We start from the raw sequence: 25,221 nt of genomic DNA, 5'->3' as shown, positions 1-25,221 counted from the left end.
CGCCATGCCGATGTCCCGGATCCCACCATGACCTCCATGCTCGACACCACCGCGTGGTGCAGCGAACTCGATCGGACATCGACGACGCCGCTGTACCAGCAGCTTTGCGACAGCATCCGCACGTCGATTCTCGCCGGCCGCATCGAACCCGGCGTACGCCTGCCCTCCACGCGCGACCTGGCCGACGAGCTCAACGTCTCGCGCAACACCGTGGTGGTGGCTTACGAGCAGCTCCATGCCGAAGGCTTCCTGAGCGCGCTCGTGGGCCACGGCACCGTGGTGTCGCGCCGCCTGTCCAACCGCATCCAGTCGCCCCCACCCACTGGCCAGGGGCCGGCTTCGGCGCGGTTGTCGGCCCGCGCCGGCAGCATGCTGCAGCTCGCGGGGCGCGCCGCCTCGAGTGCCGCGGCGGCTGCCCGGGTCGACACACCGTTCCGCGTCGGTGTGCCAGCGCTGGAAGAGTTCCCCATGCACACCTGGAGCCGCATCGTGTCGCGCCGCGCGCACCGGCTCGGTACCGACAGCCTCGACCACAAGGGCGCGGCGGGCTACCCGCCGCTACGGCGCGCCATTGCGTCGTACCTGGGCGTGTCGCGCGGCATCGTGTGCGACCCGGACGATGTGCTTATCGTCGCTGGCGCGCAAGGCGGCATGTCGCTCGCGGCGCAGGTACTGCTGGACCCCGGCGACGTGGCATGGGTGGAGGACCCCGGCTATCGCAACGCGCTCGGCGCGCTGCTCGGCGCTGGCGTGCATCCTCGAGCAGTACCGATCGATCACGAAGGGCTCGACGTGGCCGCGGGCCTCCGGCTCGCGCCCGACGCGCGCCTCGCGTGCGTCACGCCGTCGCACCAGTTTCCGCTCGGGATCACCATGAGCCTGTCGCGTCGGCTCGATCTGCTCGCCTGGGCGCGCGGTGCCGGCGCATGGATCATCGAGGACGATTACGACAGCGAGTTCCACTACGCGGGCCACACGTTGCGCGCGCTGCGCGGACTCGATACCGGTGCCGCGCAGGTGGTCTACGTCGGCAGCTTCAGCAAGATCATGTTTCCAGGGCTGCGGCTTGGCTATCTGGTCGTACCCGGTGCGCACGCGGCGGCATTCCGCGCCGCCTTGCGTTTCACCCAGCTTCAGGTGCCGCTGCTCGAGCAGGCCGCCACGGCGGACTTTATCCTTGAAGGCCACCTCGCCCGCCATATCGGCCGCATGCGAACCATCTACGCGGCGCGGCAAACGGCATTGGTTGCGGCGCTGCGTCGCCGTGGTGTCGTGACCGCGGATTTCGTCGCGCCCGAGGGAGGCATGCATCTCGTGCTCCCGCTCCCCCAGGGCAGCGACGACGCGGGCATTGCCGCACAGGCGGCCCAGCTCGGACTCGGGGTGCAGGCACTGAGCCAGCATGCGCACGCCCCCGGCGGCCGCAAGGGCCTGATGATCGGATTTGCCAATACCACGCTGGAACAGATAGAGCCAGGCGTCGCCCGCCTGGCTGCGTTGCTGGCAAACGCGGCACGCTGCGACGCGCCGACCGGCAGCATCGCAACGGTCTGAACCCTCAGACGCGCGAGGGCGCTTCGGGCATGCGCCCGTCGATATCGGTGAAGCCGTACTCGGCTGCCAGCTCGGCAGCGAGCAGCAGCTTGCCGGACTTTTCCATGACCTTCGGATCGGCCGCCAGCGCCGCCACGGCGCGCCCGGCGAACTGTGCCGTCTCGCCGTGTTCGAGAATGCGCTTGGTAAGCGCGGGCGGCAGCCGGTCCGGCTGCGCCATGACCTTCTCGCTCTTGATGAACCCAGGCCAGATCACGACCGCCGCGACGTTGTGCTCGCGCAGATCGTGGGCCATGTCCTTGGCCATCTTGTCGACGCCCGCTTTCTGCACACCGAACGGTACGTTGAACGTATAGCGCACGGCACCGCCCGACGACGTATTGACGATCAGGCCCTGCTTGCGCGCCACCATCAGCGGCGCCGCGTGGCGGCTCGCGATGAAGTGCGAGCGCAGTCCCACGCGCATCAGCATCTCCCACAGATCCGCCGGCAGTTCCCAGAACGGCACGTTGGTCGGCATGCGGTCCGGCGCGGCAAAGACGTTATTGACGAGGATGTCAAGCTGGCCCGCCTCGTCGGCCACGCGCCGAAACAGTGCGGCCACGCTATCGTCGTCGGCATGGTCGCAGGCCACCGGAATGCCCACGCCGCCCAGGCGCGTCACTTCCGCGGCCGTCTCTTCGAGACTGCCCGGCCATATCGATCCGCCCTGCCGTAGCGTACGTCCGGTGACGTACACCGTGGCACCGGCCTCGCCCAGCCCTAGCGCCATGCCCTTGCCCACGCCTCGCGTACCGCCGGTCACCACCGCAATCTTGCCCGCGAGGGGTTTCTTATGATCCATCGTGCCTCCTTGTTCGACGAAAGAAATGTTTACCGTTTGGCGCGCAGCTTGCCGAGGCACCAGGGCAGCAGACCCGCCAGCCCATTGGGCGCCAGAAACACGCAGGCAAGCATCAGCACGCCATATATCAGCCCGGTGGCGGCCTTCGATACCTCCTCCGCGATATTCGGGACGTACACCAGGAACAGCGCACCGATCACCGGCCCGAGGGCGTGGCCGGTGCCACCGACCACCACGCCCGCCACCAGTCCGAGCGAGAGCAGTACGGTGAAGGCATCCGGCGAGACGAAATGCGTCAGCAGCGCATGCATGGCGCCGGCCATGCCGACGATGCCCGCGCTGGTGGCGAATGCGCGGGCGCGCCATTGCCGCACCGGCACGCCGGCGGCCAGCGCGGCGGCCGGGTGGTCGCGCAACGCGCGCAACGCAATGCCCGCGGGGCCGCGCGACAGACGGCGCAACATCGCATAGACCGCCAGCGCACAGGCCGATACCACCAGCAGCATCCATTGATCGGCGTCGAGGGGCAGGCCGTATGGAGCGGCCGGCGTATCGATGCCGATGCCCGCGACGCCGCCGGTCACGCCTTCGAGCGCCGGATGCTTGAGCACCTGCGGCAACGCAAGCGCCAGAGCAAAGGTTGCCAGCGCCAGATACGGGCCGGACAGCCTCACCGCAGGCATGCCGAACAACCAGCCCGCGGCGTAGCCCACTACGCCGGCCGCGGGAATGGTCAGCCAATAAGGTGCCCAGCCGCTGTCGAGCAGCATCGCGGCCGTGTACGCGCCCAGCGCAAGGAAAGCGCCGTGGCCGAGCGAGATCTGCCCGCTGCTGCCGATCAGGAACTGCACACCCATCAGCGCCACCGCATAGGTGACCACGAGGGCGAACTGGAATGCCACATATCCGGTGGCGCAGGACAGCACGACCCACGCCGCGCCGAGCAGCAATAGCGCCAGCAGGACGCCACGCCATGGCATGTGGGGCGTGTGGGCAAGGCTGCCGGGCGAGCCCCGGCGGCGCAAGACTTGCGAGAAAAAGTCAGACATGGTTCCGGTAAAAACGAGTGTGGAGCGGTGGAAACGCGGTGGAGTGGACTAGAGCCGCTGCGCCGAGCGGCTGCCGAAGAGCCCCTGCGGCTTGACGATCAGTACCGCGATCATCGCGACCAGCGCGAGCGTCAGTTTCAGCTCGGTGCCAACGAGGTAAGCGCCGGCGAGGTTCTCGAAGATGCCGAGCAGAATGCCGCCGACCACGGCGCCCACGGGACTATCGATGCCGCCCACGATCGCGGCCGCGAACGCGTAGATCATGATGCCGCTCATCATGTGCGGGTCGAGGAAGACGATCGGCGCGGCCAGCATGCCAGCCACGGCACCCACCGCGCCCGCGATCCCCCAGCTCAGCATCAGCAGGCGACTCACGCGAATGCCAACGAGCTGGCTCGACAGCGGCTGCACAGCGACCGCACGCATCGCCAGACCCAGCCGGGTATAGCGAAAGAACGCGGTCATCGCGCCAAGCACGGCCACTGTGGTGAGCAGGATGCCGACCTCGTGCCCGGAGAGCAGGCCATCGGTACCCAATGCCTCGAATGGCGAGGGGAAGCTGCGGGTTTCATAGCCGAAGACCAAACCCGCGGCACTCTGCACGATGACGTACAGCGCCACGAACACGGTAACGACGGACAGCACGGGCGCATGATGCAGCGGCCGCATCACCACGCGCTCCACCAGCGCGCCGGAGGCGAACGCAAACAGCACGCACGCCAGAAACGCCAGGGGATACGGCACGTCGGCGCCGATCAGGATGGCGGCAATGTATGTGCTGAACATCGCCATCTCGCCTTGCGCGAAATTCACGTGATGGGTCGACCGATAAACCACGACCAGTGCGAGCGCCAGCATCGCGTAGATGCAGCCGTTGACGATACCGGTGGAGATCTGGTGCAACAGTTCATGCATGAGCGGACTCCTCCGGATGGCCGAGATAGGCGCGACGCACGCGCTCGTCGCCGCGCAACACGCTCGACGGACCGCTGATCGTCACGCGCCCTCCTTCCAGCACGTATGCATTGGTGGCGAGATCGAGCGCAAGGCTTGCGTTCTGCTCCACCAGCAGGATGCTCAACTGGCGCTGGCTGTTGATCTGGCGGAGGATGTCGAAGATCTGCCGCACGATCATCGGCGCGAGGCCGAAAGACGGCTCGTCGAGCATCAGCAGCTTCGGCGCCAGCATGAGCGCGCGCGCAATGGCCAGCATCTGCTGCTCGCCGCCGCTCATCAGGCCGGCGGGCTTGCGCCGGTACTCGTGCAGGCGCGGAAAGTACTCGTACATACGTGCCATGTCGCGCTGCCATGCGGCCTTGTCGCGGCGCGAGATCGCGCCGAGGCACAGGTTCTCCTCGACCGATAGCTGGCTGAAGGTGCCGCGTCCGTCGGGCACATGGGCGATGCCCGCGCGTGCGATGGCATCGCAGGACTGACCGTCGATGCGCCGGCCATCGAACGTGATCTCTCCCGTGGCCCGCACCAGCACATTGCTGATGGACCGAAGCAGCGTGGTCTTGCCCGCCCCATTGGCACCGAGCAGTGCCGTCATGCCGCCCTCTGGCACATCGATCGACACGTCGCTGAGCACCGCCAGCGAACGGTAGGCGGCATTCAGGTTCCGCACCGCAAGTATGGATGTCATGCGTGATCCCCGAGGTAAGCCCGGATGACCTCCGGATGGTTGGCCACTTCGTGCGGCGTGCCATCCGCCATCACGCGGCCGAACTCCAGACCGATCACCTGGTCGGAGACGCGCATCACAAGGTTCATGTGGTGCTCGATGAGCAGCACTGCAATGCCCAGCTCGCGGCTGATATGGCGAATCCACGCCTCGAGTTCGCCCACCTCTTCGAAGTTGAGGCCTGCCGCGGGTTCGTCGAGCAAGAGCAGGCGTGGCTCCATCGCCAACGCGCGGGCAAGCTCCACGCGTTTGCGCGTACCGAAGGACAGATCCGCCACGAGGCGATCGGCGATGTCCGCCAGTCGCGTCATGTCGAGCAGTGCGCCAACGCGCGCCCTGATGTCGCCCATCGCGTCGCTCGCCCGGCGCAATCCGAACAGATGGGAGAGCGTGCCGCCGTGGACATGCCGATAGCATCCGGCTTCCACGTTGGCCCGCACCGTCTGCCGATCGAACAGCGCGACGTTCTGAAACGTTCTGGCGATGCCCGCTGCGGCAATGCCTTCGGGAGCGAGCGTCGTGATGTCCCGCTCGGCGAAATGAATGGTGCCGGTGTCGGGATTGCAAAGCCGGCTCAGGCAATTGAACAGCGTGGTCTTGCCGGCGCCGTTCGGGCCGATGATGCCGCACACGGTGCGCGGCTTCATGGCGAAGCTCACGGCGTCCAGCGCGCGCGTGCCGCCGAACTGCACCGACAGGCCGTTGACGCGCAGTAGTGCTGCGGCGTCGTGTTTGTGGGAAATCGACATGCTGAATCCATGGATAGTGGCGTGGGGCAGGCACGAGCCGCTCAGGTCATGCGGACCCAGCGGGTACCGTCAAACCGCTGCAGCCGCAGTTGGCGGAGGATGCGGTAGTCGTCGGCCGACGTATTGACGGTGATGCCGGGAATCAATCCCGGCAGCGCCACGTCACGCAGCGAGGTGGCCTGGCGCAGCACGCGCGCCGCCGTAAGATCGTCGCCGCAGTCGCGCAGGACTTTCTCCATCAGCACCGCGATGTTGTATCCGCTCAGATTCAGCTGCTCGGTGACATCGCCTTCCGGGTAGTAGCGCTTCATGAAAGCCAGCCATTCGACATAACCGGCATCGCTGGCCCACTCGGGATCGCCCGCCGACTTCGTCGGCGTGGCAGAGATCAAGCCCACGCATTTCTCGAGCCCGGCCGCGCGCAACACGGTGGCGACGAAATTGCTGGTAATGGGTACCACCTGCAACGGCTTCCAGCCGAGGTCCGATGCCTTGCGGATCGCCTGACTCGTGAACTTGGGGGACGTGATGTTGAGGAACACATCGGCCTGGGACGCCGCCAGCGAGATCACTTGCGAATCGACGGTGGGCGCGGTGATTTCGTAGGTCAGTGCCATGGAGACGGTCATCGCGCTGCCGATCTCCTGCAGCCGCTGCCGAAACGCGGCCAGGTACTCCTTGCCGAACTCGTCGTTCTGATAGAGGACGGCAACCCTGGCACCGGGCTTGACGCGATTGAGGTACTCCGCATAGATCGCGGCCTCGGTGGGGAACGTGGTGAGGCCGGGCACCGTCCACGGATACTGTTTCGGGTCGGCAAAGCGCGCGCTGCCGGCGTACACGAACAGCTGCGGTACCGTGCGCGTGTTCAGATACTTCTGTACCGCGGCGTTTTGCGCCGTGCCCATGCTGCCGAACATCGCCAGCACACGGTCCCGCTCCACCAGGCGGCGCGTCTGCTCGACGGCCTTGGCCGGGTTGTAGCCATCGTCGAGCGACAGCAGCACCACCTCGCGTCCGTTGATACCGCCACGCTCGTTGACCATGCGGAAGTAGCGCGACTGGACCTTGCCAACCGCGCTCAGCGCCGACGCCGGACCGCTGTAGGGCATCGTCTGCCCGAGCTTGATCTGTCCGCGAAATGCGCCGCCTTGCTGCGCCGTTGCTTCGATCACCGGCGACGCGAGCAGCGCGGCGCCGATACGAAGCATGTCCCGTCGATTGAACGAGGTGCCACGTCCCATCTTCTTCCCCATAAGTATCTTCCACGTAAGATTTAATGCTAGCCGCTATCCGACGCGACCGCATCAGGGAAAACGCCGAGACGTGGGGGGATCAGTGCGGCAGACCCGCCGCACCCCAGCGCTACATGCTCGCGATGAGCTTGCGGAAGCAGGCGTCGACCGTCGCGAGCTCCGCGGCGGTGATGCCGCTCGCGTCCACGATGGCTGCAAGGTTCTTGTTGATCCGGGAAATCGCGCCATCGGCGATGGCCGCACCGCGGCGCGTAAGCCGCACCAGTTCAGAGCGCCGATCTTCAGGGTCGGCCACGCGCTCCACGAGCTCTCGCTGCGCCAGCCGGTCGATGCGCTTGGTGATGGCGCCGGACGTTACCAGCAGCGTGCGAAACAGATCGGTGGGCCGCAATGCGTAGGCAGGTCCACTGCGGCGCAATGCCAGCAGCACGTGCAGATCGCCGATGTTCACGCCCTTGGCGCGGGAAATCGCTGACAGGCGCTGCTCGTGCAGGTAGTGCGCGTGCTCGATGCGCAGGAAGAATCCGGCAAGGCGAAAGTCGATGTCAGGACGTTCCTTGGCCCAGGCATCGGAAATGGCATCGAGCCGGTCGGGATCGAGGCGTTCGAGGGGGCCCTCCGCCTTCGCCCTGGCCGTCCGCGCGCGCTGCGGCTCGGGCCCGCCAAACCATGCATCGGCGGCGGCGAGCGCCTCTCGATAGGTCAAGGCGCCCGTCATCGGCATCGCGCTCACATCGTTGCACGGACCCAGCCGCATTTCCTCGTAGCGCCCGTCTCCGACGAACTTGCGCGCGTGCCAGGTCGCCGAGCGCGCGCCGCGGTAATAGCCGATATGGCGGCCAGGCGCCACGATCTCCCAGTATGGCTTGCGGCGCGGCGCCAGCTGCGTGCGGCGCTCCAGAGTCTGCAGGTCGGATTCGTTGTTCCCGGAAGAGGGCATGATGCACTGTCTTTGGTCATTGTCCCCAAGTATTTTACCCAACTCCAGCACCAACACAAGGCATGTCCGAATTGGCATGGCGAGCCCGCTCCGATTGGACCTTCTGGGCGTGAATCCCCATCGCATAGCGTGTCGGCAGGGGCAATTCCGCAAACCACAAGCCCCTCTGATACGGAGAACGACATGAAAAGGTGGATGGCTGCTGTATTTGGGGTTGCGCTGGGGGGAACCGTTCAGGCCCAGTCGAACGTGATTCTCTACGGGGTCGCGGACGCGAACATTGAATACACGACGCATAACGCGATGAGCACCGGTGGCAGCGGATCCCGAGTCGCCATGCAGTCCGGGGGGCTGGCCGGCTCCCGCTTTGGCTTCCGGGGCACCGAAGAACTCGGCGGAGGACTGCGGGCGCTGTTCGTCCTCGAGAGCGCCATCGCCATCGACAACGGCACGCTGCAGCAAGGTGGCCGACTGTGGGGTCGCCAGGCGTACGTGGGACTTTCCGCGCCTTACGGCAAGGTCACGCTTGGGCGGCAGTACACGTCGATGTTCGACCTGAACGCGAGCTTCTCCCCTACCGCGTACGCGACGCAGTTCGAACCCGTGGTCTTCATGCTCGGCACGTCGCTGCGCGAAGACAACATGATGAAGTACACGGGCAATTTCGGCCCGGTCACGCTGGAAACGCATTGGGCATTCGGCGAGCAGGTGGGAAACATTACCAACAGCGCCGGGTGGGGCGGCGGCGCCAGTTACAGCGCCAACGGTTTCGGCGTGCAGCTTTCGTATGACCAGGTCGATGGCACGCGCACGGCGGGCAGCACGCCCAAGACGCAAAAGGTGGCCGCCGCCGGGCGCTACGAGTGGGGCCCGGCGGCGGTGTTCGCCGGCTACCGCTTCGGCAAGAGCGACGCCACGGCGGCACGCACGGTTGCCCGCGACAACCTTTGGTGGGTGGGCGGCGTCTACAGCGTGGGCGCCCTGTCGCTGACGCTGGCCTACTACTACGACGACCTGCGCACGTTCCGACCCACGGCCACCACCACCTCCAATCCCGCCAATCCGCGTCAATGGCTGTTCGTAGTCGACTACAACCTGTCCAAGCGCACCGACGTCTACCTATCGACGGCCTACGCTCGCGACTCGGCATTGAACTTCGACACCTACAACGGCCCGGCGGCGTCCTACGTCATGGCTAACGGCGGCAGCTCGCAGTTTGGCGCGGCCATCGGCATGCGACACCGCTTCTGACCGTGGGGGACCCGTGGCACCCGCGCAACGCGCCACGGGCCCGACATGCGCCCAGCCCCTCCGGCACAAGACCAGTGCATACATCGAAGCTCATTTATAATATATAAAGCGCTTTAATAGCCATTTATAAGATAAATATTGCGCTTTATGTATGCAGTAATCTATTATCGGCATGCAATCAACGATCCCCCCAGATCAAAGGCCCTGCCATGCCGCCATTAGCTACCTCGCCCCGCACCGTTGATCGACCGTTGGTCGGCGTCGTCAGCGACCGGTTCTTCGTCGGCGATCACGATCTTCACAGCGTCAAGGAGAGCTACCGCCGCGCGTTGGCCGCGGTCTCGCTCGTCACGCCGATCCTGATCCCGGCAGCCGAGGATATCGACGATGTGGCGCCCTATCTCGACGCAGTATCGGGACTACTTTTTCCAGGCGGCGCCTCCAACGTGGCACCGGCGCAGTATGGCGGCGACGAGCCCGCCGCCTTTCTGATCGATCCCGCCCGCGACCATGTCGCCCTGCAACTGCTCCGCGGCGGCGCGGCGCGCGGCATGCCGATGCTTGCCATCTGCCGCGGCTTTCAGGAAATGAACGTCGCGTTCGGCGGCACCCTCCACCCCAACATCTACGATGCGGGCCATGACACCGAACATCGCGAAGATCCGAACGAGTCCATGGCCGAGCGCTACCGCTACAAGCACAGCGTCACGCTGGCACCGGACGGCCTCCTGAGGGACTGGACCCGCGCGGACACCGCCGTCGTCAACTCCTTGCATATGCAGGGCATCCGCACGCTCGGGCGAGGCTGCTCCATCGAGGCACGTCATGGTGACGGCCTGATCGAGGCAATTCGTCTGGACGGCCAGCCTTTTGCAGTCGGCGTGCAATGGCACCCCGAAGTCACCGCGGCGGTCGATTCGCTGTCGCAGAGCCTGTTCACCCGCTTCGGCGACGCCTGTCGCCATTACGCCAACTCGGCCGGACAGCGCTGAGTGGGAGCGCTGTTACCCAATATCTGCCCACGGAGAGAGACATGCAGCCATCCAGCCCACCCGCGATCGGTACGGTCGATGTACAGACCCTGATCGACAATCGCCCGTTTTCCGCATATCAATGGGCGATCCTCGTGCTTTGCTTCCTGATCGTTGCGATCGATGGATTCGATACGGCAGCCATGGGCTACGTCGCGCCGGCCCTGGTCCAGGACTGGGGCATCGACAAATCGACGCTCGGCCCCGTGATGAGCGCGGCGCTGTTCGGGCTGGCATTCGGCGCAATCGTGGCCGGACCGGCCGCCGACCGCGTCGGGCGCAAGAAGGTGCTGGTGTTGTCGGTATTCTTCTTCGGTGCCTGCAGCCTTGCCACGGCGTTCTCGCCCACGCTCTGGTGGCTGACGGCGCTGCGATTCCTCACCGGACTGGGCCTTGGCGCCGCCATGCCCAATGCGGTCACGCTGATGTCCGAGTTCGCGCCCGCCAAGCGCCGCGCGGTACTCGTGAACACCATGTTTTGCGGCTTTCCGCTGGGCGCCGCCGCGGGAGGATTCTTTGCGGCTGCCGTCATTCCTCACTTTGGCTGGCAGAGCGTCCTCTTGTTCGGTGGCGTGGCGCCGCTGGTGCTTGGGGTCGTCCTCATCTTCGCGCTGCCCGAATCGGTCCGTTTCATGGTGGTGCGCCGTTACCCCGCCGCCCGCATTGCCGCCGCCCTCAAACGCGTAACGGGCGCCAACGTTGCCGCCGCGGAACGCTTCACGATTCACGAGACCGCGGCCGTCGCCCAATCCGCGATCGGCACCGTGCTGGCACCGCGCTACCGGCTTGGCTCGGCCATGCTGTGGCTGACGTATTTCATGGGGCTGGTCATCTTCTACCTCCTCACGAGCTGGCTGCCCACGCTGATGAAGGATGCGGGTTTCTCCATTCAGCGCGCCTCGTTGCTCACCGCGCTGTTTCCGTTGGGTGGCGGCATCGGCACCATTGCGGCTGGCTGGTTGATGGATCGGATGAATCCCAACAAGGTCGTAGCGGCCATGTATGCATTCGCCGGCCTGTTGATCTACGCCGTGGGCCATGGCGCTACGGAACAGGTGTTGCTGGGCGTGCTGATCTTTCTGGCCGGCACCGTGATGAACGGCGCGCAGGCATCGATGCCGACGCTGGCCGCCGGGTTCTATCCGACCCAGGGCCGGGCCACCGGGGTGGCGTGGATGCTGGGCATTGGCCGCTTTGGCGGCATCACGGGTGCGCTGCTCGGTGGCGAACTGCTACGCATGCACCTTGCGTTCGACACCATCTTCGCCCTGCTGGCGGTTCCGGCCCTCGTTGCGGCGGCGGCCCTGGTAGTGAAGTCCCTGACCTCGCGAGAGGAGGTGTACGCGACGGACGCGGTCGCCACACACTAGCTGCGACTCACCTTTCCGCTGGTTCGAAAGGACGCGTCATTTCAAGGCCGCTTTTTTTCACAACCATTAACACCCCATTTGCCGCTTTGTTTCCTAGGATGGAGCGACGCGCGGCGTGGGTGATTTCGCGCCACATGTGATCGGTCTGCGGGAGCCGCCGAGGCTCCGCCAACATAAGTGGAGTTTGCGATGTCAGAGCGACGTGAAATTCCAGGTATTCGCCAGTACGATAGCCCCGCCGGCGGCTGGGGCGCCCTTAGAGCTACCGCGCAGGCTATCGTGACGCAAATGGAGAGTGTCAAGGCTCCCCTCACACTGCTACGGACCAACCAGCCGGACGGATTCGATTGCCCCGGCTGCGCCTGGCCGGACAAGGAACACCGATCCACCTTCCAGTTCTGCGAGAACGGCGCCAAGGCGGTGACGTGGGAGGCAACGACCAAGCGAGTTCCGCCGGAATTCTTCGCCGCCAATACCGTGACGTCGTTGCTCGAGCGATCGGACTTCGAGCTCGAGGGTATGGGGCGCCTGACGCATCCGATGGTGTATGACGCCGCGACCGACACGTTCAAGGCCGTCGAGTGGGAACAGGCTTTCGACCGGATCGGTGAAGTCCTGCGCGCGCTGCCCGCGGAACAAGTCGAGTTCTACACGTCGGGCCGCGCGTCGAACGAGGCCGCATATCTGTTTCAGTTGTTCGCACGCGAATATGGCTCGAACAACTTTCCGGATTGCTCGAATATGTGCCACGAAGCCACGAGCGTGGGCTTGCCGCAATCGATCGGCATCGGCAAGGGCACGGTCTCGCTCGAGGACTTCGACCATGCGGACCTGATCATTTCGATCGGACACAATCCCGGTACCAATCATCCGCGCATGATGGGAACACTGTGGGAGGCGTCGCGTCGTGGCGTACCGATCATCGTGTTCAACCCATTGCGAGAGCGCGCGCTCGAGCGCTTTCAGGATCCGCAGGCCATGCTCCAGATGGCGACATTCGGATCGAACAGGATTGCGTCAACTTACCACCTGGTGAGAGCGGGTGGCGATGCGGCGGCGCTCAAGGGCATCATCAAGGCGCTGCTGGCGCTGGACGCCCAGCGCGGCAACGTGCTCGATCACGACTTCATCCAGGCCCACACCCAAGGCATCGACGCATTCCAGGCGGATATCGAGGCGACCTCCTGGGAAGATATCGAGCGCGAGAGTGGCCTGGGGCGCGAGGCGCTCGCGGAGGTGGCCGAGGCGTATGCCCGTGCGAACGCCACGATCGTCACCTATGGGATGGGCGTCACGCAGCATAACAAGGGGACCGCCAATGTCAGGTTGATCTGCGACCTGCTGCTGCTGCGTGGCAATATTGGCAAGGAAGGGGCTGGCATTTGCCCGCTGCGCGGGCACTCGAACGTGCAGGGCAACCGTACGGTCGGCATCACCGAGAAGCCATCGGCCGAGTTTCTCTCGAAGCTCGAAGAGGTCTTCGGCTTCAAGCCGTCAGCGGAGCACGGCCATGACGCGGTCGCTGGCATGCAATCGATCATTACCGGTGCATCCAGGGCGCTCATCTGCCTGGGAGGGAATTTCGTCGTCGCGCTGCCAGACCCGGCGCAGTGCTTTCCGGCAATGAAGAACCTCGACCTGAGCGTGCACCTTGGCACAAAGCTCAATCGCTCGCATTTGCTGGTTGCGAAAGAAACCTACATCCTGCCCGTACTGGGACGCACGGAGCTCGATCTCCAGAACGGACTGCAGCAATCGATCACGGTCGAAGATTCGATGTCGATGGTCCACGCCTCGGCAGGGAAGCTGCCGCCTGCCTCCGAGTTCCTTCGCTCCGAACCGGCGATCGTGGCCGGCATGGCCCGCGCGACCATTCCGAACAGCAAAGTCGCCTGGATGGGGCTGATCGCGGATTACGACAAGATTCGGGATCTGATCGAACGGACTATCCCGGGTTTCGAGAACTACAACGCGCGTATCCGCGTACCGGGCGGCTTCCGCATGCCACTCCCGCCAACGGAACGTGTCTTCCCGACCGCCACCGGCAAGGCCATCTTCTCGGTGTATCGCGGCGTACAGGAAAACGCGCAAGTGGCAGGCGACGACATACTCCGCCTTATCACGCTGCGCAGCCACGACCAGTACAACACGACCATCTACGCCATGGACGACCGCTACCGCGGCGTATTCGGCCGGCGAGACGTGCTGTTCATGAACGAAGCAGACCTTGCCCGGCTAGGCATCGAGCATGGCGATCTGGTGGATGTCGAGACAGCGGTACCCGGTCGGCCACTCCGGATGGAGAAGATGACCGCGATCGCCTATGACATCTCCCCGGGCTCGGTGGGCGCCTATTACCCGGAGGCCAACGCCCTGGTGCCACTCGATTACATAGACAAGGAGTGCGGCACGCCCTCTTACAAATCCGCACCGGTCCGGGTGATCCGATCCAGCGTCGGCACATGACCCTGGTGTGGATCTTGCGGCTTGAGGTCGATCATGACACCAGAGGAGCAAAGCATGACGACGACAAAGACCCCCGATCCGGACGATCGCGACACCGATCTTGCCACCACGGAGATCAAGGTCTCAGGCGAAGGCAACGGCCTCGTCGATGACGAAACCTCGGGCGGCGCTGCGATTCTTCAGCCCGACACCCCGCCCGACGACCGCAAGACGGCTAACGAGATCAACGGAAAAGAGGGCGACGAGGACGCCGCCAGTCAGTAGGCCAGGCCCACTGGTTTCGGAACGCGCCCGTTTGTAAAACTTTCGACAGCCCGCAGAACGCGCCGCCCAACATTGCATTGCCAATCGTTGGCGGCGTCCCCTTATCCGCGAACCTCGGACGTCAGCCGCGCGATATCCTCCGCATGCTTCGGATACGCCTGGACCAACGCCGCGATATCCTCCGCCCCCGCCATCTCGAACTCCGAGAACTCGAACCCCGGCGCTACCGTGCACCCCACGAGCGCAAACCCCTCCGCGTCGCCGACACGCTCCGCGGCAAACCAGCGTCCTGCCGGCACCACGGCCTGGAACGCGTATTCGGACGCATGCGTCAGCGGATTGCCGAGCCGATGCGTCGTCATGACGCCATCGTCCTCGAGCACGTGGACGTGAATGGGTGTGCCCGCATAGAAGTGCCAGGCCTCGTCCGCGCGGATGCGGTGCCATGCGGAAAATGCGTTGCCGGACAGCATGTAGTAAATGCCCGTCGACGCCGAACGCTCCGCGCCATCGGGGCGCGTCACGCGTAAAGCGTCGCGCCATGTTTCACGATAGAAGCCGCCTTCGGGGTGCGGCGTCAAACCCAGTTCGCGAATCAGTGTTGCCTGCACGTCAGATGTCTTCGTCATGAACGGTGGTCACGCATTGTCATTACAGAATATTAGGGGAAAGCGGACACGAATCGGTCACAGACGATCCAAATAATGGGCGCCGTCGTGCAATGCCAGCACGACAAGTCAGAAATATAACCACGACATTGCCCACTCGGATCAGAACATGGATCGCCGTCAGTTTCTCAAATGGGGTAGCTTCATCACCGTCTCCGTCGCCACCACCGGCCTTGCCGCGTGCGGTGGTTCCGACAACGACAACACCCCTTCCACGCCCCCGGCCACCGGCCCCGTCACCACGCCGCAAACACTGAGCTTCGCGCACGGCGTGGCATCCGGCGATCCGAAGCCCGACAGCGTCATGCTGTGGACGCGCGTGAACGGTGCCAACGGTACCGATACCGTCAACGTCACGCTGCAGGTCTCGGCCACGCAGGACTTCGCCACGCTGATCGTCAACGACGTCCATCCCGCCACGCCCGACTTCGACTACACGCTGCGCACCAAGGTTTCCAACCTCGCGGCGTCCACGACGTACTACTACCGCTACCTCGTCAATGGCGTGACCAGCATGACGGGCCGCACGCGCACCGCCCCCGCGGCCGGCACGCCCGTGTCGCAGCTCAAGTTCGCGTTCATGACCTGCCAGGACTGGAGCGTCAACCACTGGGCCGGCATGGCGGAGATCGCCGCCATGGATCTCGACTTCGTGGTCCATATGGGCGACTACATCTACGAGAGCATCGGCGCCGATTTCCAGTCCGGCAAGGCCGAGCCCGCCCACACCGCGCTGACGCTGCCCAACGGCACCAGGCTGGCCGAGGACAACTCGGTGTATGCCACCACGCTCGCCGACTATCGCTATCTGTACAAGACGTACCGCACGGACCCGCGCCTGCAGGCCCTGCACGCCGCGCATCCAATCATCTCCATCTGGGACGACCACGAGTTCTCCGACGACTGCTGGCAGGACCACCAGACCTACACGGTCAGCGACGACCAGACCGAGCAGCTTCCGCGGCGCCGCAGCGCCAATCAGGCATGGTTCGAGTTCATGCCGGCCGACGTGACGCTCGACCTCGCCAACCCGTCGTTCCAGAACATCCAGATCTACCGGCAGTTCCAGTTCGGCGACCTCGCCACGCTGGTGATGACCGACGAGCGCCTCTATCGCGCCGACCACATCATTCCGGAAGCGGCCGCGGGCAGCGAGATCGGCAGCCGCTACTTCGTGCCCAAGACCGCGCTCGACGCGGCCTCGGCGCAGAAGCAAAGCGCGGCCGGCGGCGCGCTGACGCCGGTATCGATGCTCGGCGACAAGCAGCGCGACTGGTGGAAGAGCGCCATGAGCGGCGCCACCACCAAGTGGAAGCTGTGGGGCAATGAAGTGTCGCTACTGCGCATGAAGGTGGATGGCACCGCGAGCATCATCGCCTCCATCACCGCCTCGCTGCTCGCCGCGGGCGGCCAGACCGGCAATACCGCGCTGGAAGCCGCGGTCAAGGCGGCCGTCACCGCCGACCTCACGGCCGGCAAGAGCAATGCGTCCTACCCGACGCTGCCGTGGACCACGCTTGGCAATCTGCTCGTCAACACGCTGGGCCTGCTGGACCAGAACGAGTTCGACACCGAATGGGCGCCCTCGCTGAACCAGGGCCTGCCCCCGCGCAACCTGCTCGACCAGTTCATCCTGAACGCCGACATGTGGGATGGCTACAATGCCGAGCGCAACAATTTGATGTCGCATCTGAAGACGAATGCCATCGGCAACGTCGTAGCGCTGACCGGCGACATCCACGCGTTCTTCGCGGGCGTGGTGATGGACGACCACGATGCCGGCACGCCGGCACCGGTCATGGTCGACCTCGTGTCCGCCGGCATCTCGAGCAACTCGTTCTGGAGCTTCCTGAAGCAGGTGGTGGACTTCAACCCGGCATTCGCCGCGGTACGTCCGCTCGTGTACACGACGCCGATCAGCGCCGTGATCAACACGCTCAACGACACGCTGAAGACCAACAACGCCACCACGCTGAAGTACGCGGACACCGACGCGCAGGGCTACGCCGTCGTCGTGCTGACGCCCGCCGCGCTGACCTGCACCTTTCACAAGATGGCCAAGCTGGTCAACGGCGCCGCGCCGGCCACGGCGACCGCAAGCACGCAGTCGGTCCAGGTGCTGGCCGATGTGGCACCGGCCGTGACGCTGCTGGCGAGCTAACCCTGTAAGGGGCTAACCCAGCAAGGGAGCTAACCCAGAAAGGGAGCTAACCCAGGGGGGCTCAGGCCGCCCCGGCCAGCGCGGTCTGGCCGGGCGGCGGATAGGGCGCCGACAGCATCGCGCGCACATCGAACGGCGGGGCCTCCAGGCGACGCACCAGTTCGTCGAACGCCACCGGGCGGCTGAACAGATAGCCCTGCCCGATATCGCAGCCGAAGTCCTTGAGCACCGCCACCTGCCATGGGTGCTCCACACCTTCCGCCACGACGCGCAGGCCCAGCATCTGCGCCATGCCGATCATCGCGAGCACCAGCTGTTTGTCGCTATGCGACGCCTGCATGTCGTGGATGAACGAGCGGTCGATCTTGAGCTCGCTCACAGGCAGATGCTTGAGCGACGACAGGTTGCTGTAACCCGTGCCGAAGTCATCGACCGAAATCGCCACGCCGGCAGCGCCGAGCTCGCGCACGAACTCGGCCATGCCTTCCTTGTTGAGGAACAGCGAGTTCTCGGTCAGTTCGATCTTGAAGCGCCTGCAATCCAGCCCGTGCTCGTGGATCGTGCGGAGCACGGACTTCTCCTTGTGCCAGCGCAGCTGCATGGGCGAGAAGTTCACGGCAATGCGGAAATCGCACGCCAGCGGCAGTCCTTCGAGCCGCGACGCGTGGCGGCACGTCTCGTGCAGGACCCAGTCGCCGATGGCGCCGATCATGCCGGTTTCCTCGGCGATGGGCACGAATTCGGCAGGCGACACGGCCTTGACGCCGTCGCGATTCCAGCGCAGCAGCACTTCCGCGCCGACGATCACGCCCGAGGTCAGCGAGACCTGCGGCTGCCACACCAGCGAGAACTCCTCGCGCTCGAGCGCGCGGTGCAGCGCGTTGGAGATATCGAGGCGGTTCAGCATGCGGTCGTGCAGCTTCGGCGAGAAGAAATGGCAGGCACCGATGCCGTCTTCCTTCGCGCGATACATGGCGGCGTCCGCGTTCATCACCAGCGCTTCGGCGGTCACGCCATCGGCCGGATAGCGGCTGACACCGATGCTCGCGGATACATAGCTCTGGATGCCATCGAGCGCGATGGGTTCGGCCAGCTCGTCGAAAATGCGCCGCGCGGTGGCATTGACGGTGTCCACATCGCCGGTGTCGTGAAGGATGAACGTGAATTCGTCGCCGCCGAGCCGTGCCACGAGATCGGTCTCGCTCACGAGCTTGCTGAAACGTTCGGCCACGACCTTAAGCAGCCGGTCGCCAAAGGAATGGCCCAGCGTGTCGTTGACGTCCTTGAAGCGGTTCAGGTCGAGAAACAGCAGCGAGAACTCGGTGCCGCGCCGCGAAGACTGGACAATCGCATGGTTGAGCCGCTCCTGGAACAGCTGCCGGTTCGGCAGGCCCGTCAGGCTGTCGTAGTACGCCAGATGCAGGTACTGGGCGCGCAGGCTCTCGCGCTCGGCTTCCAGCTGCTCCACGAGGACCTCGCGCTCCTGCCGGTAGATCTCGGCGCGGCGCACGAGCTCCGCGAGCACGCTTTGCACGGAGATCACGCCCAGATAGGTACCATCGGGCTCGATCACGGGCAGGTGGGCCTGCACGGCCACGCGCATGCGATGCAGCGCGCGCACGGCATCGTCGTCGGGACGCAACGCCTCGCCTTGCCTGCGGGCGAGCAGGTCGCCAAAGCGGCGCGACGGAAACAGCGTGGCCTGGCGGTCGGTCACCAGACCGGCAAAGCCACCGTTCTCCGCGAATACCGCAAACGCCCGCATGCCTTCGACATCGGCTTCTGCCAGGTCTCGATATCGCTCATCGACGCGTACCCGACGGGCGGAGGGATCGAGACAGTCCCTGACTTGCAACGTTTGCATAAACACCCAACACGGAATTCGACCATCGCGGCGTGTTTCTAACAGAAATGCGCCGAATCAGCCACCCCGCCGAAGGATGGCATTCATCGGCCATCGCCGTCCATTCTTCCGCAGCACGATTCCTGATCAAATCGAACGACCGTTGGTGTTGTAAGCATGACGACGTCATGTGTGGCCCATAAGGCCGCCATTACGATAGCGCCTGCCCGTGCCGGGGTCCTGCCCGACCCCGGCGGGGGTATTACTTCGATATCCGTCCCATCGCCCGCTTATGCGCGCACATCTTCGTTTCATCGTCCTGTGCGCGCTCCTGTGGTGCGCCGGCAGCGCCGTCGGCGCGCCGGTGGCCTACCGGTCCATTACCGTCGATGGCATCAGCATCGCCTACCGCGAGGCCGGTTCGCCCGACCGCCCCACCCTGTTGCTGCTTCATGGCCTGCCGTCGTCGTCGCGCATGTACGACGGTCTGCTGCGCGCGCTGGGCGACGCCTATCACCTGATCGCACCCGACTACCCCGGCTTCGGCAACAGCGCCGCGCCGCCGGCGAACCAGCTCCGCTACTCGTACGACCGGCTGGCCAGCGTCATGCTCGGCTTTACCGATGCGCTGAAGCTGAACCGCTACGTGCTGTTCATGCAGGGAGACGGCGCGCCGGTCGGCATGCGCATGGCGCTCGCGCGCCCCAACGCGGTGCTCGGCACGATCTTCCAGAACGGCAACGTCTACGCGGAAGGGCTCGCGCCCGCATGGGAGGCGCGGCAGCGCTACTGGACCAACCGCGGCGCATACGAACAGGACGTGCGCGCGGCGCTGCTGTCGTTTGCGGCCGTCCGTGGCCGGCACGTCGGCGCCGATCCCGACGCGGAAGCCTACAACCCCGACCTGTGGATCGACGAGCTCGCCTTTCTGCGCCGGCCGGGCGCCATCGATATCCAGACCGACCTCGCGTTCGACTATCGCGACAACCTCTACCGCTACCCGCAGTGGCAGACGTGGCTGCGCCAGCGGCAGCCGCCCACGCTGGTGTTGTGGGGCCGCTACGATACGACCTTCACCGAGGCCGGCGCGCGCGCGTTCCGCCGCGATCTGCCCAATGCGTCCATCCGCATTCTCGACGGCGGACACTTCCTCATGGACACCCGCCTCGACGACGTGGCCGTGCTCACACGCAAGTTCATGGCGGAAAAGATCGCGCCGAAGCCCGTTCGGCCCGAGTGATGCAACCGCATTGCGTATAATCCCCCCGTTCGTGGGGAGCACCCTGCTCTCCGCCCAGACATCCACGCGATTCCGCAATGAGCAAATTCTCGAAATTTGCGCTGAACCTCGTGCTGATTGCTCTGTGTCATCTCGCGCCCCCGATTGCGATCGCGGCCGAAGGTGGAACGGATGCCAGTGCGCCGCAAGCGCAAGTGCTGTCCCAAGGCGACATCGTCGCCGAACTCAAACGCCTGCAGACCGCGCAGGACCGCATCAAGCAACAGGCCTCGGCCCCCGATGGCAAGACCAAGCTCGGGGGACTCGACGACGCGCTGCAGGACCTCAATGCGGACGTCGACAAGCTGACCGCCGCGCTGACCCCACGCGTCGCCGAACTCCAGGCGCAGCTCGACGTGCTGGGCCCGCCGCCTGCAGCCGGCACCACACCGGAAGCCGCCGCGGTGGTGCGCAAGCGCGCCGATCTCAATGCGCGCAAGGCCCAGCTGGACGCCGCCCTCAAGCAGGCCGCCGAGTCGCGCGACAACATCGCGCACCTCAACGACCAGTTGGACAAGCTCAAGCGCAGCCGCCTCAAGGACCAGCTCGCGCTGCGCTCGGAGAGCATTCTCAACCCGCATTTCTGGGCACCGCTGTTCGATCCGGCCGACGAGGACCGCCGCCGCTTCGACGCGTTCCTCGATCAGGTCGTGCCGATGGGCCAGCTCGCCTGGCAACCGGGCGCGCGCACGGGCACCGTGCTGCTGCTCGTGTTCGCGGGCCTGCTGTGGACGCTCGGCCGCCGCCTGCTGGAACGCGGCGTCGCGTGGTACTGCCTGACGTTCCTGCCCGCGACGCGTCTGCGGCGCAGCGCGCTCGCCCTCGGCACGGCGCTGACGACCGTGGTCACCACGGCGATCGCCGTGCATCTGGTCTATATCGCGTTTACGCGCCTCTACGAGCCGCCGCCCGATCTCGAGGGGCTGCTCAGCGAGATGGCCAAGCTCATGATGACCAGCGCGCTGATCGCGGGGCTGGGCCGCGCGTTGCTGTGCACGCGGCATCCGTCATGGCGGCTGCCCGCGCTGGCCGACGGCGTGGCCATCGCGATGCGCCCGTTCCCGTCCATCCTCGCCGGCCTGCTGCTGGTGGCCGGCACGCTCGAGCAGCTCAACCGCACCGTCGATACCAGCGTGCCGTTCACGCTGCTGGGCCGCGGCCTCGTGTCGCTGGTCGTGGTCGTGGTCATCGGTGCCGCGCTGCTGCGCGCCAACCGCGTGCGCACGGAACTCGCCGCGGCGGGCGAACAACCCGAGGCGCGCGCGACGCTGGCCGGGCTGATCCATGCGGCCGTCACGCTCGCCACGGTGATCTCGCTCGGCGCGCTGCTCGTCGGCTATATCACCGTGGCGCGCTTTCTCACGTACGAACTGGTCTGGTTCGATATCGTGCTGTGCAGCTTCTATCTGCTCACGCAGCTCACGCGCGATATCTGCGAGAGCCTGTTCTCGCCGCAGTATGCGAGCGGGCGCCTGATCAAGCAGCTGTTCGGCGTGGGCGACCATCACCTCGAGCAGACGTCTACCGTGCTGTCCGGTATCGGGGTCAGCCTGCTGCTGATCGTCGCCGCCATCGCGCTGATGACCGGCGGTTTCGGCACCACGCCGGCCGAGCTCGTCGACAGCGTGCTGCGCGTGCTGGGCGGCGAGCGGCTGCGCAGCCTCAACATCATGCCGGACCGCATTCTCAACGCCATCATCGCGATGACGGTCGGCGTGTGGCTGCTGCGCTCGGTACGGCGGTGGCTCGATGCCGAGATGCTGCCGAAGCTCGGCATGGACCCGGGGCTGCGGGCGTCGCTCATCACGCTGTTCAGCAACGTCGGCTACGTGCTGCTGGTGCTGCTGGTCCTCTCGCTGCTCGGCGTGCGATGGGAAAACCTGGCGTGGATCGTCAGCGCGCTGTCGGTGGGCATCGGCTTCGGCCTGCAGGAGATCGTCAAGAACTTCGTGTCGGGTTTGATCCTGCTGACGGAGCGGCCGGTCAAGGTGGGCGACATGGTCAGCATCGGCGGTGTGGAAGGCGATATCCGCCGGATCAACGTGCGCGCCACGGAGATCCAGCTCGGCGACCGCTCGACGATGATCGTGCCCAACTCGCAGCTGATTTCGCAGAACGTGCGCAACGTCACCATGAGCAACAGCACGCAGGGCGTGGCCACGCTGCAGCTGACCTTCCCGCTCAATACGGACCCCGAAGAAGTACGCGACCTGCTGCTGGAAGCGTATCGCGACAACGAGAGCATTCTCGACATGCCGCCGCCGTCGGTCACGTTCAATCAGCTTGCACCAAACGGGATCACGCTGAGCGTGACCGGGTATGTGAGCAGTCCGCGGGTGACGGGGAATACCAAGAGCGACCTGCTGTTCGAGATCCTCAAGCGCCTGCGCGCGGCCAATATCTCGCTGTCGATGCCGCAGACGCTGCGCGTGGAGAATTTCCCGGTGCCGGGCAACGAACCGATCGAACGCGCGGCCAGCTAGGAGGCAGCAACTTTTACAAAGGACGGTAAAGCGCACAACCCGGGAACCGTTCGCGCCACACAGGCATGCGGGTTCCAACCCGGGTCCGGATATTGCGCTGCGTGCGGTTGCCATGACAACCGCCCCTGCCCCCATCCTCAAGCCCGGCCACAACTGCTGGCGCCGCGAACACAGTGATCGCTTCGCCATGCTCGTCGATGGCGAAGCGTACTTCTCGGCGCTGCGGGAAGCGCTGCTCCACGCCCGCCATACCGTCTTTATCCTCGGCTGGGACATCGACAGCCGCATGGTGCTCGAGCCGGGCGGCAGCAGCGACGGCTATCCGGCCGCCCTCAGGGATTTCCTCAACGAGCTTGCGCGCCGCCGTCCCGGCCTTCGCGTCTACGTCCTGAGCTGGGACTTCTCGATGGTGTTCGCGCTGGAGCGCGAGTGGCTACCCGCCGCGCAGGCCCACTGGCAGGCGCATCGCCGCCTGTCGTTCCAGCTCGACGGCAATCATCCGCCCGGCGCCTCGCATCACCAGAAGGTGGTCGTGATCGACCATCAGGTCGCCTTCGCGGGCGGCCTCGACCTCACCATCCGCCGCTGGGACCGCCATCACCATATGGCGGACGACCCGCTGCGGAAGGATCCCGACGGCAAGCCCTATGCGCCATTCCACGATGTGCAGTGCGTGTTCGACGGCGCCGCCGCCGCCGCGATGGGCGACCTCGCGGCCGAACGCTGGCGCAGGGCCACGGGCCGCCAGCCCCGCACGCCGGGCCCGGCGGACCGCCAGCTCGAGGACGCGTGGCCGCTCAGCGTGACGCCCGACGTCACGGACATCGACCTCGGCATCAGCCGCACCGAGCCGCCGACGGAAGACCACCCCGGCATCGCGGAAATCCGCGCGCTGCATCTGGATGCCATCGCCGCCGCGCGCGACAACCTCTATCTGGAGAACCAGTACTTCAGCTCGGGCCTGATCGCCGACGCGCTAGGCGAGCGGCTGGAAGAGGAAGGCGGCCCCGATATCGCGCTGGTCTCGCGCCGCGTGGAGAGCGGCTGGCTCGAGGAACACAGCATGGGCGTGCTGCGTGCGCGGCTGCACCGCAAGCTGCGCGCCGCGGACCGCGAGAATCGCTTTGCGTTGTTCTGCCCGCAGGTACCGGGCCTTGGCGAAGACTGCGTGAACGTGCACAGCAAGGTCATGGTCGTCGATGACACGCTGCTGACCATCGGCTCCGCGAACCTCAGCAACCGCTCGTTCGGTCTCGACACCGAATGCAACATCGTGCTCGAAGCGGCCGGCGACGCGCGCATTGCCACCGCCATCCGCGCGATGCGCGACCGCCTGCTTTGCGAACACCTCGCCGTCACGCCGCGCGAGTTCGACCTCGCCTATCGCCAGACGGGACGATTGCTCGCGACCTGCGCGCTGCTGCATCGTCGCGAAGGCCGCACGCTGGAACCATTCTCGCCCGAGGTGCCCGACGACCTCGACGCGGTCTCGCCCTCCGCCGATCTGCTCGATCCCATGGAGCCGATCGACAGCGAGCAACTGGTCGAGCAGTTCGTGAGCCACGAGGCGCGCCCACGCGTGGTCGGCCGCGTTGGCATGCTCGTGCTGTTGCTCGTCGTGCTGGCCGGCCTCGCGTTCGCGTGGCGCTATACGCCGCTGCGCGAATGGGCGGACTTCCGCGCGGTGCTCTCACTGGTCCAGCGCGTCGACGACATGCCGTTCGCCCCGCTCGCGATGATGGCCGCCTACGTGCTCGGCGGCCTCGTGCTGATGCCCGTCACGGTGCTGATCGTGGTGACGGTCGTCGTTTTCGGTCCGCTCTACGGGGGTGCGCTCGCGCTATGCGGCACCGTGCTGAGCGCTGCCACCGGCTATGGCATCGGGCGGATGCTCGGCCGCAACGCGGTGCGCCGCTTCGGCGGCAACCGTTTGAATCGTCTGAGCGAGCAGGTGGGCGAACATGGCATTCTCGCGATGGTCGTCATGCGGCTCGTTCCCGTGGCGCCGTTCACGCTGGTCAACCTCGTCGTCGGCGCGTCGCGCATCCGCTTGCGCGACTGCCTGCTCGGCACGATGATCGGCATGACGCCGGGCATCGTCATCTCCGCCTCGCTCGTCGATCGCATCGCGGCGGCCGCGCGCAATCCCGGCCCGCTCACGTTCGCGCTCGTACTCGCGGTGCTGCTGGTTCCGGCCTCGGTCATGCTGTTGTTGCGCCGGCGGAAGCGCCGCCGCGAAGCCCAGGCGCAGGCGACGGGCTCCGGCGATTCGTCCACGCGTCACCGGCCCCCCGCCCCCTCGGCCCGACAACGCATGGGCCGCGCATGA

Annotated in this window: 19 protein-coding genes; 10 read left to right on the top strand and 9 right to left on the bottom strand. The window is 65.7% G+C overall.

Going from position 1 to position 25,221, the window contains the following annotated elements; all coding sequences use genetic code 11:
- Positions 1 to 27: 27 nt before the first annotated feature.
- The gene (locus tag FOB72_RS31345; RefSeq protein ID WP_150377099.1) at positions 28 to 1,554 is read left to right on the top strand and encodes a PLP-dependent aminotransferase family protein; all 1,527 of its coding nucleotides are present in this window, start codon (positions 28 to 30) and stop codon (positions 1,552 to 1,554) included.
- A 4-nt stretch (positions 1,555 to 1,558) separates the two neighbouring features.
- Here the strand turns inward: FOB72_RS31345 and FOB72_RS31340 are convergent, their stop codons facing one another.
- From FOB72_RS31340 to FOB72_RS31310, 7 genes are all read right to left on the bottom strand, one after another.
- Positions 1,559 to 2,398 (bottom strand): SDR family NAD(P)-dependent oxidoreductase, encoded by an 840-nt coding sequence (locus FOB72_RS31340; protein WP_150377098.1) that lies wholly within the window; start codon positions 2,396 to 2,398, stop codon positions 1,559 to 1,561.
- A gap of 29 nt (positions 2,399 to 2,427) precedes the next feature.
- The gene (locus tag FOB72_RS31335; protein ID WP_223851664.1) at positions 2,428 to 3,447 is read right to left on the bottom strand and encodes a branched-chain amino acid ABC transporter permease; all 1,020 of its coding nucleotides are present in this window, start codon (positions 3,445 to 3,447) and stop codon (positions 2,428 to 2,430) included.
- Between the two features lie 48 nt (positions 3,448 to 3,495).
- On the bottom strand, positions 3,496 to 4,362 hold the full coding sequence (locus FOB72_RS31330; protein ID WP_150377097.1) for a branched-chain amino acid ABC transporter permease: 867 nt from the start codon (positions 4,360 to 4,362) through the stop codon (positions 3,496 to 3,498).
- Positions 4,355 to 5,092: an ABC transporter ATP-binding protein gene (locus tag FOB72_RS31325; protein ID WP_150377096.1), complete on the bottom strand. Its 738-nt coding sequence runs from the start codon at positions 5,090 to 5,092 to the stop codon at positions 4,355 to 4,357. The genes FOB72_RS31330 and FOB72_RS31325 overlap by 8 nt, the downstream gene beginning before the upstream one ends.
- Complete coding sequence (locus tag FOB72_RS31320) at positions 5,089 to 5,880, bottom strand: ABC transporter ATP-binding protein (protein WP_150377095.1); 792 nt, start codon at positions 5,878 to 5,880, stop codon at positions 5,089 to 5,091. The genes FOB72_RS31325 and FOB72_RS31320 overlap by 4 nt, the downstream gene beginning before the upstream one ends.
- Positions 5,881 to 5,921: 41 nt before the next feature.
- On the bottom strand, positions 5,922 to 7,124 hold the full coding sequence (locus FOB72_RS31315) for an ABC transporter substrate-binding protein (RefSeq protein ID WP_223851663.1): 1,203 nt from the start codon (positions 7,122 to 7,124) through the stop codon (positions 5,922 to 5,924).
- Positions 7,125 to 7,245: 121 nt separating this feature from the next.
- On the bottom strand, positions 7,246 to 8,076 hold the full coding sequence (locus tag FOB72_RS31310; protein WP_150377093.1) for a MarR family winged helix-turn-helix transcriptional regulator: 831 nt from the start codon (positions 8,074 to 8,076) through the stop codon (positions 7,246 to 7,248).
- Between the two features lie 183 nt (positions 8,077 to 8,259).
- Here FOB72_RS31310 and FOB72_RS31305 point away from each other — a divergent pair, with 183 nt between their 5' ends.
- The 5 genes from FOB72_RS31305 (at position 8,260) to FOB72_RS31285 (ending at position 14,458) form a co-directional block, all read left to right on the top strand.
- Positions 8,260 to 9,327 carry a porin gene (locus tag FOB72_RS31305; RefSeq protein ID WP_150377092.1) on the top strand — a complete coding sequence of 356 codons (1,068 nt, stop codon included), beginning with the start codon at positions 8,260 to 8,262 and terminating at the stop codon, positions 9,325 to 9,327.
- 251 nt (positions 9,328 to 9,578) lie between these two features.
- Positions 9,579 to 10,319, top strand: a complete 741-nt coding sequence (locus FOB72_RS31300; RefSeq protein WP_263364808.1) for a gamma-glutamyl-gamma-aminobutyrate hydrolase family protein — start codon at positions 9,579 to 9,581, stop codon at positions 10,317 to 10,319.
- Positions 10,320 to 10,360: 41 nt separating this feature from the next.
- Positions 10,361 to 11,728, top strand: coding sequence for an MFS transporter (locus tag FOB72_RS31295; RefSeq protein WP_150377090.1), 1,368 nt, complete (start codon positions 10,361 to 10,363; stop codon positions 11,726 to 11,728).
- A 189-nt stretch (positions 11,729 to 11,917) separates the two neighbouring features.
- Positions 11,918 to 14,194, top strand: a complete 2,277-nt coding sequence (locus FOB72_RS31290) for an FdhF/YdeP family oxidoreductase (protein WP_150377089.1) — start codon at positions 11,918 to 11,920, stop codon at positions 14,192 to 14,194.
- Between the two features lie 54 nt (positions 14,195 to 14,248).
- Entirely contained in the window at positions 14,249 to 14,458 is a 210-nt protein-coding gene (locus FOB72_RS31285; RefSeq protein WP_150377088.1) for a hypothetical protein, read from the top strand.
- Between the two features lie 101 nt (positions 14,459 to 14,559).
- Here the strand turns inward: FOB72_RS31285 and FOB72_RS31280 are convergent, their stop codons facing one another.
- The gene (locus tag FOB72_RS31280) at positions 14,560 to 15,087 is read right to left on the bottom strand and encodes a cupin domain-containing protein (RefSeq protein WP_150377087.1); all 528 of its coding nucleotides are present in this window, start codon (positions 15,085 to 15,087) and stop codon (positions 14,560 to 14,562) included.
- Positions 15,088 to 15,235: 148 nt separating this feature from the next.
- Here FOB72_RS31280 and FOB72_RS31275 point away from each other — a divergent pair, with 148 nt between their 5' ends.
- Positions 15,236 to 17,287: an alkaline phosphatase D family protein gene (locus FOB72_RS31275; protein WP_150377086.1), complete on the top strand. Its 2,052-nt coding sequence runs from the start codon at positions 15,236 to 15,238 to the stop codon at positions 17,285 to 17,287.
- Between the two features lie 61 nt (positions 17,288 to 17,348).
- Here the strand turns inward: FOB72_RS31275 and FOB72_RS31270 are convergent, their stop codons facing one another.
- Positions 17,349 to 19,052, bottom strand: a complete 1,704-nt coding sequence (locus FOB72_RS31270) for a putative bifunctional diguanylate cyclase/phosphodiesterase (RefSeq protein ID WP_223851661.1) — start codon at positions 19,050 to 19,052, stop codon at positions 17,349 to 17,351.
- A 370-nt stretch (positions 19,053 to 19,422) separates the two neighbouring features.
- On the opposite strand from FOB72_RS31270, the gene FOB72_RS31265 reads away from it, so the two are divergent.
- From FOB72_RS31265 to FOB72_RS31255, 3 genes are all read left to right on the top strand, one after another.
- Positions 19,423 to 20,370 (top strand): alpha/beta fold hydrolase, encoded by a 948-nt coding sequence (locus tag FOB72_RS31265; RefSeq protein ID WP_150377084.1) that lies wholly within the window; start codon positions 19,423 to 19,425, stop codon positions 20,368 to 20,370.
- A gap of 77 nt (positions 20,371 to 20,447) precedes the next feature.
- Positions 20,448 to 22,892 carry a DUF3772 domain-containing protein gene (locus FOB72_RS31260; protein WP_150377083.1) on the top strand — a complete coding sequence of 815 codons (2,445 nt, stop codon included), beginning with the start codon at positions 20,448 to 20,450 and terminating at the stop codon, positions 22,890 to 22,892.
- A gap of 112 nt (positions 22,893 to 23,004) precedes the next feature.
- A complete protein-coding gene (locus FOB72_RS31255; RefSeq protein WP_150377082.1) occupies positions 23,005 to 25,221 on the top strand; it encodes a VTT domain-containing protein in 2,217 nt (738 codons plus the stop codon).

The organism is Cupriavidus pauculus, assembly GCF_008693385.1.
Lineage (GTDB): Bacteria > Pseudomonadota > Gammaproteobacteria > Burkholderiales > Burkholderiaceae > Cupriavidus > Cupriavidus pauculus_D.
This window is presented reverse-complemented; position numbering and strand designations above follow the sequence as displayed.

Excerpts from the sequence above, each read along its gene's own strand:
- FOB72_RS31335 (WP_223851664.1), bottom strand. The coding sequence starts at position 3,447 with ATGTCTGACTTTTTCTCGCAAGTCTTGCGCCGCCGGGGCTCGCCCGGC.
- FOB72_RS31345 (WP_150377099.1), top strand. The coding sequence starts at position 28 with ATGACCTCCATGCTCGACACCACCGCGTGGTGCAGCGAACTCGATCGG.
- FOB72_RS31310 (WP_150377093.1), bottom strand. The coding sequence starts at position 8,076 with ATGCCCTCTTCCGGGAACAACGAATCCGACCTGCAGACTCTGGAGCGC.
- FOB72_RS31315 (WP_223851663.1), bottom strand. The coding sequence starts at position 7,124 with ATGGGACGTGGCACCTCGTTCAATCGACGGGACATGCTTCGTATCGGC.
- FOB72_RS31285 (WP_150377088.1), top strand. The coding sequence starts at position 14,249 with ATGACGACGACAAAGACCCCCGATCCGGACGATCGCGACACCGATCTT.
- FOB72_RS31275 (WP_150377086.1), top strand. The coding sequence starts at position 15,236 with ATGGATCGCCGTCAGTTTCTCAAATGGGGTAGCTTCATCACCGTCTCC.
- FOB72_RS31270 (WP_223851661.1), bottom strand. The coding sequence starts at position 19,052 with ATGCGGGCGTTTGCGGTATTCGCGGAGAACGGTGGCTTTGCCGGTCTG.
- FOB72_RS31260 (WP_150377083.1), top strand. The coding sequence starts at position 20,448 with ATGAGCAAATTCTCGAAATTTGCGCTGAACCTCGTGCTGATTGCTCTG.
- FOB72_RS31320 (WP_150377095.1), bottom strand. The coding sequence starts at position 5,880 with ATGTCGATTTCCCACAAACACGACGCCGCAGCACTACTGCGCGTCAAC.
- FOB72_RS31255 (WP_150377082.1), top strand. The coding sequence starts at position 23,005 with ATGACAACCGCCCCTGCCCCCATCCTCAAGCCCGGCCACAACTGCTGG.
- FOB72_RS31290 (WP_150377089.1), top strand. The coding sequence starts at position 11,918 with ATGTCAGAGCGACGTGAAATTCCAGGTATTCGCCAGTACGATAGCCCC.
- FOB72_RS31265 (WP_150377084.1), top strand. The coding sequence starts at position 19,423 with ATGCGCGCACATCTTCGTTTCATCGTCCTGTGCGCGCTCCTGTGGTGC.
- FOB72_RS31340 (WP_150377098.1), bottom strand. The coding sequence starts at position 2,398 with ATGGATCATAAGAAACCCCTCGCGGGCAAGATTGCGGTGGTGACCGGC.
- FOB72_RS31330 (WP_150377097.1), bottom strand. The coding sequence starts at position 4,362 with ATGCATGAACTGTTGCACCAGATCTCCACCGGTATCGTCAACGGCTGC.
- FOB72_RS31280 (WP_150377087.1), bottom strand. The coding sequence starts at position 15,087 with ATGACGAAGACATCTGACGTGCAGGCAACACTGATTCGCGAACTGGGT.
- FOB72_RS31305 (WP_150377092.1), top strand. The coding sequence starts at position 8,260 with ATGAAAAGGTGGATGGCTGCTGTATTTGGGGTTGCGCTGGGGGGAACC.
- FOB72_RS31295 (WP_150377090.1), top strand. The coding sequence starts at position 10,361 with ATGCAGCCATCCAGCCCACCCGCGATCGGTACGGTCGATGTACAGACC.
- FOB72_RS31325 (WP_150377096.1), bottom strand. The coding sequence starts at position 5,092 with ATGACATCCATACTTGCGGTGCGGAACCTGAATGCCGCCTACCGTTCG.